Origin of the sequence: Streptomyces sp. NBC_00094 (assembly GCF_026343125.1) — a bacterium.
Lineage (GTDB): Bacteria > Actinomycetota > Actinomycetes > Streptomycetales > Streptomycetaceae > Streptomyces.
Window position 1 is genome coordinate 3,192,035 of sequence record NZ_JAPEMB010000001.1, and the last position, 16,584, is coordinate 3,208,618.

The 16,584-nt window shown below is 70.3% G+C and carries 12 protein-coding genes; 7 read left to right on the top strand and 5 right to left on the bottom strand.

Annotation, left to right across the window (positions count from 1 at the left end; all coding sequences use genetic code 11):
- Window positions 1–82 precede the first annotated feature (82 nt).
- The 3 genes from OG580_RS13715 (at window position 83) to OG580_RS13725 (ending at window position 5,121) form a co-directional block, all read left to right on the top strand.
- A complete protein-coding gene (locus OG580_RS13715) occupies window positions 83–1,261 on the top strand; it encodes an LCP family protein (protein WP_267043945.1) in 1,179 nt (392 codons plus the stop codon).
- A gap of 258 nt (window positions 1,262–1,519) precedes the next feature.
- Window positions 1,520–3,286 carry an LCP family protein gene (locus OG580_RS13720; RefSeq protein ID WP_267043947.1) on the top strand — a complete coding sequence of 589 codons (1,767 nt, stop codon included), beginning with the start codon at window positions 1,520–1,522 and terminating at the stop codon, window positions 3,284–3,286.
- Between the two features lie 50 nt (window positions 3,287–3,336).
- Window positions 3,337–5,121, top strand: coding sequence for an LCP family protein (locus OG580_RS13725; RefSeq protein ID WP_267043948.1), 1,785 nt, complete (start codon window positions 3,337–3,339; stop codon window positions 5,119–5,121).
- Between the two features lie 77 nt (window positions 5,122–5,198).
- On the opposite strand, the gene OG580_RS13730 is transcribed toward OG580_RS13725, so the two are convergent.
- Window positions 5,199–6,215 carry a glycosyltransferase family 2 protein gene (locus OG580_RS13730; RefSeq protein ID WP_267043949.1) on the bottom strand — a complete coding sequence of 339 codons (1,017 nt, stop codon included), beginning with the start codon at window positions 6,213–6,215 and terminating at the stop codon, window positions 5,199–5,201.
- 271 nt (window positions 6,216–6,486) lie between these two features.
- Between OG580_RS13730 and OG580_RS13735 the strand changes: the two genes are divergently transcribed.
- A complete protein-coding gene (locus OG580_RS13735; RefSeq protein ID WP_323182565.1) occupies window positions 6,487–7,887 on the top strand; it encodes an LCP family protein in 1,401 nt (466 codons plus the stop codon).
- A 58-nt stretch (window positions 7,888–7,945) separates the two neighbouring features.
- On the opposite strand, the gene OG580_RS13740 is transcribed toward OG580_RS13735, so the two are convergent.
- A complete protein-coding gene (locus OG580_RS13740) occupies window positions 7,946–8,479 on the bottom strand; it encodes an acyl-CoA thioesterase (protein ID WP_267043951.1) in 534 nt (177 codons plus the stop codon).
- A 130-nt stretch (window positions 8,480–8,609) separates the two neighbouring features.
- Here OG580_RS13740 and OG580_RS13745 point away from each other — a divergent pair, with 130 nt between their 5' ends.
- Together OG580_RS13745 and OG580_RS13750 are read left to right on the top strand one after the other, a co-directional pair.
- On the top strand, window positions 8,610–9,920 hold the full coding sequence (locus OG580_RS13745) for an LCP family protein (protein WP_267043952.1): 1,311 nt from the start codon (window positions 8,610–8,612) through the stop codon (window positions 9,918–9,920).
- 220 nt (window positions 9,921–10,140) lie between these two features.
- Complete coding sequence (locus tag OG580_RS13750; RefSeq protein ID WP_267043953.1) at window positions 10,141–11,751, top strand: collagen binding domain-containing protein; 1,611 nt, start codon at window positions 10,141–10,143, stop codon at window positions 11,749–11,751.
- 71 nt (window positions 11,752–11,822) lie between these two features.
- On the opposite strand, the gene OG580_RS13755 is transcribed toward OG580_RS13750, so the two are convergent.
- Complete coding sequence (locus tag OG580_RS13755; protein WP_267043954.1) at window positions 11,823–13,010, bottom strand: acyl-CoA dehydrogenase family protein; 1,188 nt, start codon at window positions 13,008–13,010, stop codon at window positions 11,823–11,825.
- A 126-nt stretch (window positions 13,011–13,136) separates the two neighbouring features.
- Between OG580_RS13755 and OG580_RS13760 the strand changes: the two genes are divergently transcribed.
- Window positions 13,137–14,462: a UDP-glucose/GDP-mannose dehydrogenase family protein gene (locus OG580_RS13760; protein WP_267043955.1), complete on the top strand. Its 1,326-nt coding sequence runs from the start codon at window positions 13,137–13,139 to the stop codon at window positions 14,460–14,462.
- Between the two features lie 85 nt (window positions 14,463–14,547).
- Here OG580_RS13760 and OG580_RS13765 read toward each other — a convergent pair whose 3' ends face one another.
- Both OG580_RS13765 and OG580_RS13770 read right to left on the bottom strand, forming a co-directional pair.
- Window positions 14,548–15,468 carry a membrane dipeptidase gene (locus tag OG580_RS13765; RefSeq protein ID WP_267043956.1) on the bottom strand — a complete coding sequence of 307 codons (921 nt, stop codon included), beginning with the start codon at window positions 15,466–15,468 and terminating at the stop codon, window positions 14,548–14,550.
- A 166-nt stretch (window positions 15,469–15,634) separates the two neighbouring features.
- On the bottom strand, window positions 15,635–16,441 hold the full coding sequence (locus tag OG580_RS13770) for a tellurium resistance protein (protein ID WP_267043957.1): 807 nt from the start codon (window positions 16,439–16,441) through the stop codon (window positions 15,635–15,637).
- Window positions 16,442–16,584 lie beyond the last annotated feature (143 nt).

The window sequence follows — 16,584 nt, forward strand, 5'->3', positions numbered from 1 at the left end:
CCATGCGTCGGGTTCGGCCGTCTCCTTCCACGACCGGTGGCCGCCTGGCGCGCCGCCGACGCCTCGAAGGACGGACCCAGACGTGACGGACCGTGCAGGCACGCCCCCTGAACCGGACCCCCCGGCTGCGGAGGACGCGGCGCCCGGCGTTCCGGAGGAGCCGCACAAACGCCACTGGCTGCGCTGGACGGCCCTCGGGATCTCGGTCGTGGTGCTGATCGCGGCCGGGGTCGGCTGGTGGTTCTACCGGAAACTCGACGGCAACATCACCACGGACACGACCGCCGCCGACGAGCTCCGGAGGTACGAGAAGGAGCGGCCGACGGCGGGCGCCACGGCCGCCCGGAACATCCTGCTCATCGGCTCGGACACCCGGACCGGCGAGGGGAACCGCAAGTACGGCAAGGACAAGGGCACCCAGCGCTCCGACACGACGATCCTGCTGCACCTCTCGGCGGAGAAGTCGAGCGCGACGGCCGTCTCCCTCCCCCGCGACCTCATGGTGACGATCCCGAGCTGCCGCAAGACCGACGGGACCCGCACCCGCGAGCAGTTCGCGCAGTTCAACTGGGCCTTCGAGTTCGGCGGTACGGCGTGCACGATCCGTACCGTCGAGAAGCTGACCGGGATCCGCGTCGACAACCACATGGTCATCGACTTCCGGGGCTTCAAGAAGATGGTCGACGCCGTGGACGGGGTGGAGGTCTGCCTCAAGGAACCGGTCGACGACCCCGACGCCAAGCTGAAGCTGCCGGCGGGGCGCCAGACGCTCCACGGCGAGCAGGCGCTCGGTTTCGTACGGGCCCGCAAGTCGATCGGCAACGGCAGCGACACGGAACGCATGGACCGGCAGCAGCAGTTCCTCGGCGCCCTCGTCAACAAGGTGCAGAGCGACGGGGTCCTGCTGAACCCCACCAAGCTGTACCCGGTCCTCGACGCGGCCACGAAGGCGATCACGACCGACCCCGGGCTCGACTCGCTGAAGGACCTGTACGACCTGGCGCGCGCGATGCGGGCCATCCCGACGGAGAAGGTGCAGTTCCTCACGGTGCCGCGCCGCCCGTACTCGTACAACGCGAATCGGGACGAACTGGTACAGCCGGCGGCGAGTCAACTCTTCAGGCAGCTACGGGAGGACAGACCCGTCCTCGTGACGCCGCACACGGAGGAGGACGGGAAGCCCGACGACGCGGAGGCCCCGACACCCTCGGCGACGCCGACCTTCACGGGGCGGAACGCGGCGGAGGGAGTGTGCTCCTAGGAGCCGTCCGGAGGCGGTGGGTAAAGGGCACACCAAGGGGAGGGCAGAGTCGGATGAGGTTTGGGCAAATTGCCCGGTTGTAAGGGGCGTGGAATTTGTCACTGACGTCGCCCCACGCTGAACTGGGCGGATAGTGTGACGCGATCCGGTGCACCCCGACCGCGTGGTCGTCGCACTCACCAAGGATCGAACGACCGAGAGAGCGGCGCCCTGTGGGGGAGGCGCCTCGCGTGGCACCGACGGAGGATTCGAGTAACCGTGGACGCGCACAGCCGTGGACGGGCGGACGAGATCGACCCCGCCGACCAGTGGGTCCTCAACCCGCAGACCGGCAACTACGAACTGCGACTGGACCACTCCGCTGGGCAGCCGCAGGCATCGCAGGCACCGTCCCGGCCCCGTGGATCGAGCACGGCCACCGCGGCCGACACCGGCTACGGCGCCGACACCGCCACCGCCACCGCCACCGAGGCGCCCGTCCCCGGCCAGCGCCGCCGCCGCCTCTCCGAGCAGGGCGGCGGCGGACAGCAGCCGCCCGCGAGCCGCCGCAAGCGCAAGCAGGGCGCGTCCCGCAAGAAGAAGGTCCTCCTGTGGACCGGCGGCACGATGGCCTTCGTCCTCGTGGGCGGCGCCACCGGCGCGTACATGATCTACCAGAAGCTCGACGGCAACATCGGCTCGGTCGACGTCGGCAGCGCGGCGGTCAAGACCGAGACGATGGACGGGCCGCTCAACATCCTGATCCTCGGCAACGACGTCCGGGTCGGCGAGGGTAACGAGAGCTACGGGAACAAGAGCAACGTCACCGGCCACGCCGACACGACCTTCCTCATCCACATCTCCGAGGACCGCACCAACGCGACGGCCCTCAGCATTCCCCGGGACCTGAAGACCGAGATCCCGGACTGCCCCACGAAGCAGCCCGACAAGTCGATCAAGGTCATCCCCGGATCCGTCGGGAAGACCCGGTTCAACGAGTCCTTCGGCGTGAACGGCCGGGACCCGGGCTGCACCATGCGCACCATCACGAAGATGTCCGGCATCGGCATCAATCACTTCATGATGGTCGACTTCAACGCGGTCAAGACCCTGTCGACCGCCGTGGGCGGGGTGAAGGTCTGCCTGACCAAGCCCATCCGCGACACCAAGTACTCCAAGCTCAACCTCGACGAGGGCGAGCACCGCATCCAGGGCGAGGACGCGCTCGCGTTCCTCCGCAACCGCCATGGTCTCGGCAACGAGAGCGACCTGGACCGCATCAAGATGCAGCAGCAGTTCCTCGCCTCGATGATGCGGCAGCTGAAGGAAGACACGCTGGACAGCCCCACGCAGCTGCTCTCCGTCGCGAACGCCGCGACCGAGGCGCTGACCGTGGACAACGGCATAGGAAGTGCCCTGAAGCTGACCACACTTGCCCAGGAGATCGGCAAGGTCGACCTCAAGAACATCAGCTTCATGACCGTGCCGGTGGTCGACAACCCCGACGAGCCGCCGAACGCGCGGGCAACCGTCGTCCTCGACCAGACCAAGGCCCCCCAGGTCTTCAGCATGATCGAGAACGACGTCTCCTTCACCGAGGTCAAGAAGAAGGAGAAGGACGCCAAGGACGCCAAGGCGCAGGCCCAGGCGAAGCTCCTCCAGGGCGCGCGCGCGAAGGCCGTCGACGTACGCGTCGACGTCTACAACGGCAGCGGCATCACGGGCGCCGCGCAGTCGACGATCAACTGGCTGCAGAACGACATGGGTGTGAGCCGCTCCACCAACAAGAGCAACGCCCCTGAGAAGGCGGCGAAGACCACGCTCACCTACGCACCGAACCAGGCCGATCAGGCCCGCAAGCTCGCGGACATGATGGGTCTGCCCGCCACGGCACTCAAGCCGGGCACGCAGAACGCCGGGGAGCGCGAGCCCATGACGCTCGTCCTCGGCGCCGACTTCAAGGGCGCGGGGGTGCCCATCAAGGGTCCGACGAAGGCGCCGGACGTCGACAAGGTAGAAGCCGACAAGAAGGTGTGTGCCGAATGACCTGGAAACACCAGGACTCGGCGCACTGCTGATTCACGAGGGGACCTGGGGTGGGACAGAACAGCGTGCGTGGGGAGGGAACGCGGGGCCGCGTTCCGCGCGCCCGTGAACTGGGCTGGGACGACGACCTGTACGGCGCCGGGGAGGCGACCGGGGCAGGGGCCGGGTCCGCGGGCGGGGGCTCCGAGGAGACCGCGTCCGCCGGTACGGCGGCGTCGACCCGGGCCGAGCGGCGGCGTGGCGGCGGCGGAGCCGGTGACGCCGGGGCCGACGGCAGGGCGAGCCACCGTCGCGGCGGTTCGCGCCGACGGGCCAAGAAGCCCGGCAAGCGCAAGGCGCTGCGCTGGGTGGCGATCACCCTGGCCGTGCTGATACTCGGCACGGCCGGCGCCGGATACCTGTACTACGAGCACCTGAACGGCAACATCCGCAGCGGCGACCGCGCGGGCGGCAGCAGCGGCGTGAAGAAGGCCGCGCCGAACGCGCTCGGCGACACCCCGCTCAACATCCTGCTCATCGGCTCCGACAGCCGGGCGGACGCGAAGAACGTGGCCCTGGGCGGCGGGAAGAACCTCCGGGACAACAAGCCGCTCGCCGACGTGCAGATGCTGTTCCACGTCTCGGCGGACCGCAAGAACGCCTCGGTCGTCTCCATCCCGCGCGACACGGTCGTCCCCATCCCCGAATGCAAGTCCGAGGACGGCAGCGAGACCTTCCCGGCCACCACCAACCAGCCGATCAACGAGACGCTGGGGCGCGGCGGTCCCGGCTGCACGCTGACCACCTGGGAAAGCCTCACCGGGGTCTACGTCGACCACTGGATCATGGTCGACTTCGCGGGCGTGGTGGCCATGGCCGACGAGGTCGGCGGCGTCCCGGTCTGCGTGAAGACCGGCGTCAGCGACCACCCGACACGGCTGCAGCCGGGCGGCTCCGGGCTGAAGTTGCCCAAGGGGACGCACGAGGTCAAGGGCAAGCAGGCGCTCCAGTGGCTGCGCACCCGGCATGCCTTCGGCAGCGACCAGAACCGGGCCAAGGCCCAGCGCATGTACATGAACGGCATGATCGAGAAGCTCCAGAACCAGAACGCCTGGACCGACACCGGCCGCCTCATGGGCCTGGCCGAGACCGCCACCAAGTCCCTCCAGGTCTCCCAGGACCTCGACACGGTCAAGAAGCTCTTCGACCTGTCGATGCAGCTCAAGAACGTGAAGCTGGACCGCCTCACCACGGCGAACATCCCGACGGCCCAGTGGTCGCAGGACAAGAACAAGAACGTCCTCGTCGAGCAGTCGGCCGAGAAGATGTTCCGGATGCTCCGCGACGACGTCGCCTTCGACAAGAACGGCGATCAGGCCCCCGCGAAGCCGGCCGCCCCGGCCAAGCCGAAGGCCACCGCCGAGGCGCCCGGCACGCTCGCCGTGACGGTGGTCAACGGCACCGGCAGCGACGCCGAACCCGCCGTCGAGGGCCGCGCCCGCGCGATCACCGAGATCCTCCAGGGCAAGGGCTTCACGCAGGCCGAGTCCTCCAAGGAGGGCGCAAGCCGCAAGGACACCGTGGTCACCTACCCCAAGGCCGACGCCGACCAGGGCAAGGCGAACGCCCAGTCCGTGGCCAAGTCGCTCGGACTGCCCGACTCGGCCGTCCGGACCGACGCGAAGGCCGAGGGCATCACGCTCGTCATCGGCTCCGACTGGCGCGAGGGCACGGTCTACAAGAAGCCGGCCGCCGAGGCCGGCGACGTGCCGGAGGACGGCACGGAGATCCTCCGCGGCAACGACAAGGACTGCATGTACATCTTCCCGCCGTACCAGTGGGACGGGAAGAGCTGATCCCCGCTCCCCCCTCACACGACCGACGGCCGGGTCCCTCACGGGGCCCGGCCGTCGGTCGTGTGTGTGTGTGGGGGTCAGACCTTCTCGGTACCGGCCTGCACCGCCGGGCGGCGGCTCGCGATGACCTTCTTCGCGAGGGCGCGGGGGCTGGTGAGGAAGCCGTAGCCCCAGGACATGTGCATCGTCGCCAGTGCCACCGGGATCTGCAGACGGGCCTTGAGCGGGAGGCCCTTGCCGGCCGGGACCGAGCCGGCCGCGATCGCGGCGACGTAACCCGCCGGGATCACGAAGCCGAGCGGGGTGAGCGTGGCGCCCACCACGAGGCCCGCGGCGATGGCGCAGACGGCGGTCGGCGGGGCCAGGTAGCGGAGGTTGATGGAGCCCTGGTGGTAGCGGGCCACCACGTGGCGCCAGCGGCCGTAGTCCTTGTACTGCTTGGCGAGGGCCTTCACGGAGGGCCTCGGGCGGTACTGGACGCGGAGCTCCGGCGAGAACCAGATCAGGCCGCCGGCCTCGCGGATGCGGAAGTTCAGCTCCCAGTCCTGGGCGCGGATGAACTCCACGTTGTAGCCGCCCTGCTGCTCCAGGGCCTCGCGCCGGAAGACGCCGAGGTACACGGTCTCCGCGGGGCCGGCCTCGCCGCCCGTGTGGAAGGCCGCGTTGCCCACGCCGATCTTCGAGGTCATCGCGGCGGCGACCGCGTCCTCCCAGGCGTTCTCGCCCTCGGCGTGCATGATGCCGCCGACGTTCTGCGCGCCGGTCTCCTCCAGGAGACGGACGGCGGTCGCGATGTAGTTCGGCGAGAGCATGCCGTGGCCGTCGACGCGCACCACGATCGGGTGACGGGAGGCCTGGATCGCGGCGTTGAGCGCGGCGGGGGTGCGGCCGGTCGGGTTCGGCACGGTGTGGACGCGAGGGTCTTCTCGTACGAGCTCGGCGGCGATCTCGTCCGTGCGGTCCGTGGACGGGCCGAGGGCGATCACCACCTCCATCTCGCCGTCGTACTCCTGCTCCAGGATGTGGCGGACCGAGTTGCGCAGATGCCGCTCCTCGTTGAGGACCGGCATGATCACGGAGACGGGGGGCAGCATGGTTCCTCGGGGGTACGGGGGTACGGGGGTCGTCCCCGGGAGACAGCGGTATCGCCCGCCACGTTACCGCGAACGGGGGACACCGGTGCGTGCCGCATGGGTGGTGCACCCTTGCGCTGATCGTATGGGCCTACCGTGCTCACGGTTCCCCTTGTCACACCCGCGGAGGTGTCCGTCCGTGCCCACACCGCCCCGCACGCCCCGTCGCCGGCCCGTCCCCCGACCGCCCGTACCGGTCCGCCGGCGGCCACGGCGGCGGCCCCGGTGGGGGATGCGGATGGCGACCGCGCTGTCCGTGGGGGTTCTCGCGGCGGGCGGTATCGGGCACGCGGTGGTGACCGGCCTCGACACCGGGATCACCCGGGTCGACCCCTTCAAGGACATGAAGAACCGGCCGCAGGCCGGGCACGGGATGAACGTCCTGGTCGTCGGCACCGACGGCCGGGACCGGATCACCCCGGAGGAGAAGGAGAAGTACCGGCTCGGCGGCGCCCCCTGCCACTGCACCGACACCGTGATGCTCGTGCACATCTCGGAGGACCGGGAGCGGGCGAGCGTCGTCAGCCTGCCCCGGGACTCGTACGCCGAGATGCCCGAGCACACCGACCTCACCACCGGCAGGAAGCACCACTCGCACCCGGTGAAGCTGAACGCGGCCTACGCGGAGGGCGGGCCCGGGCTCACCGTACGGACCGTCGAGTCGATGACCGGCGTCAAGATCGACCACTACCTGGAGGTCGACTTCACCAGCTTCATGCGGACGGTGGACGCGGTCGGCGGGGTGCAGATCTGTACGACGCGGGCGGTCAAGGACCCGTACACCGGGCTTGACCTCCCGGCCGGCACGCACGAGCTCGACGGCGGCCAGGCCCTCCAGTACGTACGCTCCCGGCACATCGACGGGGCCGCCGACATCGGGCGGATGCAGCGGCAGCAGCGGTTCCTGGCGGCGCTCATCGAACGGGCCACGAGCGGTGGGGTGCTGCTGAACCCGGTGCGCTTCCGTGAGATGGCCACGACGATGCTGAGCTCGGTCCGGGCCGACGAGGACTTCGGTACGGATCAGATGCTGGCCCTCGCCAAGGCGATGCGGGGCTTCACGCCGGCGTCGTCGGAGTTCGTGTCCGTGCCGATCGGCGACATGAGCTTCCCCGTGAAGGGGATCGGGTCGACGGTGAAGTGGGACGCGGCCAAGGCACAGAAGCTGTTCCAGGCGCTGCGGGAGGACCGGCCGCTGGCGGCCCCGACGCCGGCCTCGCAGAAGGCGGGCTCCTCCGGGAAGGGCGCCGCCTCGAAGACCGTGGTCGTGGATGTGCCGCCGCGCACCATCCGGGTGCAGGTCTACAACGGGACCCGGACCGACGGGCTCGGCCGAAAGGTGGACGACGCGCTGCGCGGCACCGGTTTCGACACGACCCGGACGCCGATGACCGGGACCGGGCGGATGCGGGCGCGGACGCTCGTGGAGTACGACCCGCGCTGGGACCGCTCCGCGAAGTCGCTCGCGGCGGCGCTGCCGGGGGCGGAGCTGCGGGCGGTGGCGGGGCGGGGAGGGACGCTGCGGGTGACGGTGGGGGCGGACTACCGGGGGGTCACGGGGGTTCGGGCGGAGGACACGGGGCGGGCCGGGCCGTTCGAGGCGGTGACCGGGGACCAGGTGGTCTGCCCGTAGACGGGGCTTCCCGGGCACGGTCCAGGGCGCGGCTCGCGAGCGGGCGGCCCCCTGGCCGTCAGTCCTCGTAGCCCTCGGCGGCCCGGCGCTCGCGGAGCTCCTTGATGGCCTGGCGGCGGGCCAGGCGGTGGGTGCGGCGGATCTGGGCCTCCTGGTGGCGGCGCTTGTCCTGCTCCGTCTCCGGGACGACCTGCGGGACGCGCCGCGGCTTGCCGTCCGCGTCGACGGCCGCGAAGACCAGATAGGCGGAGCCGACCTGGGTGGCGGGCGTGGACTCGTTCCAGCGCTCGGCCATGACCCGTACGCCGACCTCCATGGAGGACCGGCCGGTCCAGTTGACCTGGGCCTTCACATGGAGCAGGTCCCCGACCCGCACCGGCTCCAGGAAGACCATCTCGTCCATCGAGGCCGTGACCGCCGGACCGCCCGAGTGCCGGCCCGCGACGGCGCCCGCCGCGTCGTCCACCAGCTTCATGATCACGCCGCCGTGCACCGTACCGAGGAGGTTGGTGTCGTGGCTGGTCATGATGTGGCTGAGGGTGGTGCGGGAGGCCGAGGTGGGCTTGCCGGGGATATCGCCCTGATCTGTCATGCCCTCCACCTTATGCGGGGTCCCGGCGCCGTCCCCGCGGGGTCCGTTTTGCATCAGCTTGGCAACAGGGCCGGTCCGATTTTCCACCCGGCCTGTCCAGGGGATTCCCCCGCCCGGCACACTGGTCCGCATGAATGACTGGCCCCATGACGGCGGACACGGCCGTGGCAACGCGAACTCCCAGCCCGAGGGACCTCGCCGGATGAGCCATGTGCAGCGTCCGCAGGTCCCGCCGCAGCAGCCCCCCTACGGCCGGCAGCAGCAGCCGTACGGGCAGCAGCAGTCCCATGACGGCCAGGGCTACAACCCGAACTACACGCAGGCCCAGGGTTCGGGGTACGACTCCGGTTACAACACCGGCCAGGTCTACGGCGGCCCGCAGCAGGGCGGCGGCGGCCAGGGCGGCGGCCAGGGGCCCGTACCCCCGCAGTACGCGCCGCGGCCCGGCGGCGGGCCCGCCCCGGACTGGCGCAAGCGCGCCAAGATCGGCTCGATCGTGCTGGTCGTCGGCGTCCTCGCCTGGGGCATCGGCACCTACGCCTGGGCCAGCTCGCAGATGCGCAACGAGGTCGACCTCTCCAAGGTCATCGAGCGGCCGTCGGAGGGCGACTGCACGACGTACCTGATCGTCGGCTCGGACAGCCGTGAGGGCATGACCGCCGAGGAGAAGAAGAAGCTGCACACCGGCTCCGCCGAGGGCAAGCGGACCGACTCGATGATGATCCTCGCCGCCTGCTCCAGCGGGAACACGATGGTGTCGCTCCCCCGCGACTCCTGGGTGACGATCCCGTCCTTCGTCGGCTCCGAGTCGGGCAAGCAGTACGCGGCCCGCGGCGGCTCCAAGCTGAACGCGGCCTACGCGATGGACGGCCCCGAGCTGCTCGTGCGGACCGTCGAGTTCAACACCGGCCTGCGCATCGACCACTACGCGGAGATCGGCTTCGCCGGCTTCGCGAACATCGTGGACGCGCTCGGCGGTGTCGAGCTGAACATCGACAAGGGCTTCAAGGACAAGAAGTCCGGCGCCGACTTCCAGGCGGGCGAGCAGACCCTCAACGGCGAGCAGGCCCTGGCCTTCGTCCGGACCCGGTACGCCTTCGCCGACTCGGACCTCCAGCGGACGAAGAACCAGCAGAAGTTCCTCTCCGCGCTGGCCAACCAGGCGGCGACGCCGGGCACGATCCTCAACCCGCTCGCGCTGTACCCGACGCTGGGCGCCGGTCTGGACACGCTGATCGTGGACAAGGACATGTCGCTGTACGACCTCGGGAAGATGTTCTTCGCGATGAAGGGCATCAACAGCGGTGACGGCAAGTCCATGAACATGCCGATCTCGGGCAGCGCGCCGCAGGGCTCCCTCAAGTGGGACATGCCGAAGGTGAAGCAGCTGGTCGAGCAGATCCGGAACGACGAGAAGGTCACCGTCGAATCGAATCGATGAACGTAGGACACCTGAATAGGTAAGAGAAGAGCTCCCTCCGTGCGCCCGCCATCGGAGGGGGCTTTTCTCGTTTATGCATTTCATTCCCGTTTCACACGATTACCGCGAACGGTCATTATCGGAACGCCTTTCGGAACGCCTTGCTCGCAAGGGGCCACGGCGGCGTGTTACCTCTGACACACCGCCACCGTCCTTCGTTTCCAGCGAGGAGAACTCCGCCGTGTCGTCTTCGACCAAGCCACGCAGAAGGTCCGCCACCGCCCGAACGGCCGCCATCGCCGCCCTGCTCGTCGCCGGATTCCTGCCGGCCACCTTCGCCGTCGCCGACGCGCCGCCGCCCAGCCTCACCGGCAGCGACTTCGAGATCGACCCCGACGCCAACCTTCGGGTCGACACCAACGGCAATCTCGACTGGAACAACGTCACGGAGATCCGCACCCCCGACAACGCGATCGGCGGCGCGGACACCTCGTTCGGTGGGGGCACGAAGGAGAACACGGCCGTCCCCACCATCGTGACCGGCGGAATTCCGCCGAACAAGAGCGACCTGAGGTTCTTCGGCCTCCACCAGGAGGGCAGCACCTCCGACGGCTTCCTGCACCTGTACTGGACCCGCGTACAGGACCCCAGCGGCTCCACGAACATGGACTTCGAGCTCAACCAGAGCCGGACCAAGAGCGCCAACGGTGTCACCCCGATGCGCACGGTCGGCGACCTGCTGATCACCTACGACCTCGAACAGGGCGGCGTCACCCCGGACCTCAACCTGCGTCGGTGGACGAGCGACGGCGTCTGGAGCGCCGAGGAGGACCTGGACGACGCGGGCGACGCGTCCGGCTCGATCAACAAGCTCAACGAGATCAGCGCCACCGAAGGCGGCCCGCTCGGTCCGCTCACCTTCAACACCTTCGGTGAGGCCTCGATCCGTCTGAGCGCGATCTTCGGCGACGGCAACGGCACGTGCAGGACGCTCGGCTCGGCCTACCTCAAGAGCCGCGCGTCGGGTGGCTCGTTCAACGCGGCCCTGAAGGACTTCATCCCGCCGGCGAACGTCGACATCTCCAACTGCGGCAGCGTCAAGATCCTCAAGACCGACGACCGGGACGTGGAGCTGGAGGGCGCCGAGTTCACGCTCTACCGCAACTTCGCACCGCTCACCCCGCCGCTGGGCGCGGAGGACATCGTCACGACGCTGAAGTGCACGACCGACGCGAACGGCGAGTGCACCATCCTCAACGTGCCCACCGGGGAGTACATCGTCCACGAGACCGTCGTCCCGGCGGGTCACGACGCGGCGCCCGACAAGGCCATCACCGTGGACGCCGACGAGGAGGAGACGGTCTCCTTCGTCGACCCCCGGCAGCGCGGCGCGATCCTGATCACCAAGCTGCGCAAGCACGCCGCGGCGGGTGCGGGCAACACCGCTCACGCGGGTGTGGAGTTCTCGGTCGACGGCGGCGCGACCAAGGAGACCAACGCCTTGGGCCAGGTCTGCTTCGACAACCTGGAGTTCGGCTCGCACACCGTCCACGAGGTGACGCCCGCCGGCTACAAGCCCCAGGACGACCAGACGGTCACGGTGAACAACAAGGCCAGCTGCTCCGACAGCCCGTTCGTCGGCGAGACGGCGCAGTTCGTCAACGTCCCGCTCTCGAACATCACCGTCTCGTTCGCGTCGCAGGTACAGGGCGGAACCCTGGCCAAGATCAGCTGCACCGGCCTGGCCGCCACCCCGGCGGACGCCACCCCGGGCGCCTTCGACGACACCTCGGAGACGTTCGAGGACCTGGAGCCCGGCACGTACACCTGCACGGTGGTCGTCGACCCGTGAGCGTGAACGTGAGTTGACCTGGAGCGGCGTCACCCCCCCGGGGGTGGCGCCGCTCCTCGCTGCCCCGGGGGTTACGGGAGGTTGCGGGCCATGACGATGCGCTGGACCTGGTTGGTGCCCTCGTAGATCTGGGTGATCTTGGCGTCGCGCATCATGCGCTCGACGGGGTAGTCGCGGGTGTAGCCGTAGCCGCCGAGGAGCTGGACGGCGTCGATGGTGACCTCCATGGCGACGTCGGAGGCGAAGCACTTGGCCGCGGCGCCGAAGAACGTGAGGTCCTCCTTCTCGGCTCCGGCGGAGACGCGCTCGGACTTGGCCGCGGCGGCGTAGGTGAGCTGGCGGGCGGCCTCGAGCTTCATGGCCATGTCGGCGAGCATGAACTGGACGCCCTGGAAGTCGGCGATGGGCTTGCCGAACTGCTTGCGCTCCTTGACGTAGCCCTTGGCGTAGTCGAGGGCGCCCTGGGCGATGCCGATGGCCTGGGCGGCGATGGTGACGCGGGTGTGGTCGAGGGTCTTCATCGCGGTGGCGAAGCCGGTGCCCTCGGCGCCGATCATGCGGTCCGCGGGGATCCGGACGTTGTCGAGGTAGACCTCACGGGTCGGGGAGCCCTTGATGCCGAGCTTCTTCTCCGGCGCGCCGAAGGAGACGCCCTCGTCGGACTTCTCCACGACGAAGGCGCTGATGCCCTTGGAACGCTTCTCCGGGTCGGTGACGGCCATCACCGTGTAGTACTCGGACTCGCCGGCGTTGGTGATCCACCGCTTCACGCCGTCGAGGACCCAGAAGTCGCCGTCGCGCACCGCGCGGGTCTTCATCCCCGCCGCGTCCGAACCCGCGTCCGGCTCCGACAGCGCGTAGGAGAACATCGCGTCACCCTTGGCCAGCGGGCCCAGGTACTTCGCCTTCAGCTCCTCCGAACCGGACAGGATCACCGGCAGCGAACCCAGCTTGTTGACCGCCGGGATCAGCGAGGACGAACCACAGACACGCGCGACCTCCTCGATCACGATCACCGTCGCCAGCGCGTCCGCGCCCGCACCCCCGTACACCTCCGGAACGTGCACCGCGTGCAGGTCCGCCGCGACCAGCGCGTCCAGCGCCTCCCGCGGGAACCGGCCCTCCTCGTCCACCGCCGCCGCGAACGGCGCGATCTTCGCCTCCGCCAGCGCACGCACCGACTCCCGGAGCATGTCGTGCTCCTCGGACGGCCGGTACAGGTCGAAACCGGTGGCTGTGTCGTTCTTCTTCGGCGCCAACGCTCACACACTCCCACGCTTGCTAACTACCGTTAAGTAACTCGAAGGGTAGGGCGTGGCCGGGCCCCGGACCAGGGCACGACTATGCTCGGGCAGGCATTCCGCCCGACGTCACTGGAGTACCGCATGGCCCTGAAGATCACCGTGATCGGCACCGGCTACCTCGGCGCCACCCATGCCGCGGCCATGGCGGAGCTCGGCTTCGAGGTGCTCGGCCTCGACGTCGTCCCCGAGAAGATCGAGCTGCTGGCCACCGGGCGCGTCCCGATGTACGAGCCGGGGCTCGAAGAACTGCTGGCCAAGCACGTGGCCGGGATCGAGGGGTCGAGCGGGCGGCTCCGGTTCACCACCTCCTGGGAGGAGGTCGGCGCCTTCGGCGACGTGCACTTCGTCTGTGTGAACACTCCGCAGAAGCACGGCGAGTACGCCTGCGACATGAGCTACGTCGACGCCGCCTTCACCTCCCTCTCCGAGGTCGTCCGCGAGGGCGCCCTCGTCGTCGGCAAGTCGACCGTGCCGGTCGGCTCGGCGGAGCGGCTCGCCGCCCTGCTGCCCGAGGGCGTCGACCTCGCCTGGAACCCGGAGTTCCTGCGGGAGGGCTTCGCCGTGCAGGACACCCTGCACCCCGACCGGATCGTCGTCGGCGTGCGCGGCGAGCGCGCCGAGAAGACGCTGCGCGAGGTGTACGCGGGACCGGTCGGCGACGGCTCGCCCTTCGTGGTGACCGACTTCCCGACGGCCGAGCTCGTGAAGACGGCCGCGAACTCCTTCCTCGCCACCAAGATCTCCTTCATCAACGCGATGGCGGAGGTCTGCGAGGCCGCCGGCGGCGACGTCGCCAAGCTGGCGGAGGCCATCGGCCACGACGACCGGATCGGGGCCAAGTTCCTGCGGGCCGGGATCGGCTTCGGCGGCGGCTGTCTGCCGAAGGACATCCGGGCGTTCATGGCCCGGGCCGGCGAGCTGGGCGCCGACCAGGCGCTGACCTTCCTGCGCGAGATCGACTCGATCAACATGCGGCGGCGCGGACAGATGGTGGAGATGGCGCGGGAGGCCCTCGGCGGAAGCACCTTCCTGGGCCGCCGGGTCGCCGTGCTCGGCGCGACCTTCAAGCCGGACTCGGACGACGTCCGCGACTCCCCCGCGCTGAACGTGGCCGGGCAGATACACCTCCAGGGCGGCCAGGTCACGGTCTACGACCCGAAGGGCATGGAGAACGCCCGCCGTCTCTTCCCGACCCTGGGGTACGCGGACACGGCCCTGGACGCGGTGCGCGGCGCGGACGTGGTGCTGCACCTGACGGAGTGGCGGGAGTTCCGCGAGCTCGACCCGGCGGAGCTCGCCGGGGTCGTCTCGTCGCCGGTGATCCTCGACGGCCGCAACGCGCTGGACTCGGAGCGCTGGCGGGCGGCGGGCTGGACGTACCGGGCGATGGGCCGCCCGCGCGCCTGATGTGACGCAGGGAGAAGGCAGCGAGAAGGAGGGGGCGCGAGTGCGCCCCCTCCTTCTCTTCGTGCTCTACGTGCTCTACGTGCGGTCAGGCCGCGGCCGGGCGGATGCGGTTCGTCCGGGACAGGAACTCCGTCTCGCGCAGCACCCGGGTGGCGTTGGCGTGGGCGAGGCCGACCAGGTCCTGGGCGGGCCAGCCCCGGCGGAGCAGCTCCGCGAAGAGCGGTACGTAGCCGCGGGCCGGGGCGGTGGTGTGGGAGAGGCCCGTGGAGCCCGGCCCCGCCTCCGTACGCACCCGGTCCAGGACGTCGGCGTCGGCGGCCGGGTCGTCCGTGACCGTGACCATGCAGACGGCGCCGTTCTCGCCGAGGAGGCGCAGGACGTCGTCCGGCAGCTTCTCCGGGTCGGCCCTGGTCAGCAGGGCCGGGGCCCGGGTGACCGCGAGCGCGCGGCGGACCGTGTCCTGGTCGGCGCCTGAGAGGTCCACGGCCAGGCCGATCCGGTTCATCTCCCGTACGGCCTCACGGGCGAAGCGGTCGAAGCGGGTGAGGTTCACGACCCGTACGCCCAGGGCGTGGTACGCCCGCAGGGTGGCCGCCGAGCCGCCGAGCGCGGGCCAGCTGACCGGACCGAGCAGGGCGGCGACCCGACCGCAGTTGCCCGCGTGGGCCATCTCGGACGTGGTGTACACGAGGCGCAGGTCCTCGGGACAGTCGGCGACGAGGGCGCGGATCGCGTCGATCCGCCGCAGCGTGCCGATGATGCCCTCGTCGGCCTCCACGTGCAGGGACCAGAACTGGGCCCCGGCCTCCCCCGCGCGGTCGGGCGGGAGGTCCTCCGGGTCGAGGGACCGGGGCAGGTCCGTATGGCCCTCGACGACCGGCTGGGCGGCCAGGATGGCGCGGGCGCGGGCCGTCTCGTCGAGCGGGGGCGGGGTTTCCGGGGGATCGAGCGCGCCGACGGCGGCGGGGGCGGCAGAGAAGGGGGAATGATCGTCGAGATCTGCCATGGTGCTACTCCGAACTCGGTGATGCAGTACCGCCCCGCCGAACGCGGCGGGGCAGTACCGTCCACCGTGCCACCGGGCCCTGGGCGGGGCGCGGCGGAGTGGGCCGTCCGGGTGAGGCGCGGGAGCCCGTTCCGGCGCTCTCGGCCAGTCCTCGGTCAGTCCTCGGTCAGTCCTTGGTGGCCCATACCCATTCGAGCCCGAAGCCGTATGCCTGGTCGATCAGCTGCTGGTTGCTGAGCCCGTGGACCGGGGTGAACCAGCGGACCTCGCGCCGCACCGACAGACCGCCCTCGCCCGCGCCGATCAGCGCGATCGCGCAGGCGGTCGCTCCCTGCGGGGCGTCGTCGAGCAGGATCCGGAGGCTCGCGGACGGGGCCGTGACCGTCACGGCCGCGCCGAGGCTCCGGAAGTCCACCGCTCCCTCGTAGACGTAGGTGTAGACGAGGAGCCGCCGGATGCGGGACCGGTACTCCAGGTGCGTCCGGAGGGTCTCGCCGTCCGAGGACGCGCCGCTGCGGTCGTCCTGGTCGAGCTGGACGTACGGAGGTGCGGTGAGCGCGCCGAAGGAGTTGCCGAGCGCCTGCACGACGTCGCGGGTGCCGTCGGTGAGTTCGACCAGACAGCCGAGGTCGAGGTCCGCGCCGGTCGAAGCCGACCAGTTGAGGTTGGCCTGGAGCACTCCGCGCCCGGCCACCAGGCCCTGGGGGGCCGCCTTGGTCAGGAGGGTGTCGGTGCGGCGGGCGGGGGTCGCCTCCGGTGGGCGCGCGGGGCTCTTCTCCAGGGGACGCGCGGGGGTCCTCTCCGGCGGGCGCGCGGGGGTCCTCTCCGGCGGGCGCGCGGGGGTCCTCTCCGGCGGACGCGCAGGGGTCCTCTCCGGTGGGCGCTTCGTTCGCTCCTCGGCCGGCGGGGGCACCGCGCGGTCGCCGGTCACCGGCTTCAGACGGATGACTCCGCGACGGCGATCATCGCCCACAACCACCCTCCCTGAGTGCGCACTTCACCTGTGCGCACACTAACCTCCCGTGGGCTACGATGCGTTCCCATCCGGGGGATCGAGGGTGCCGCACCAGCGCTGGGGAGCGCGCGGCACCGCCAGCTGCGACCCCTGTTCCTTCG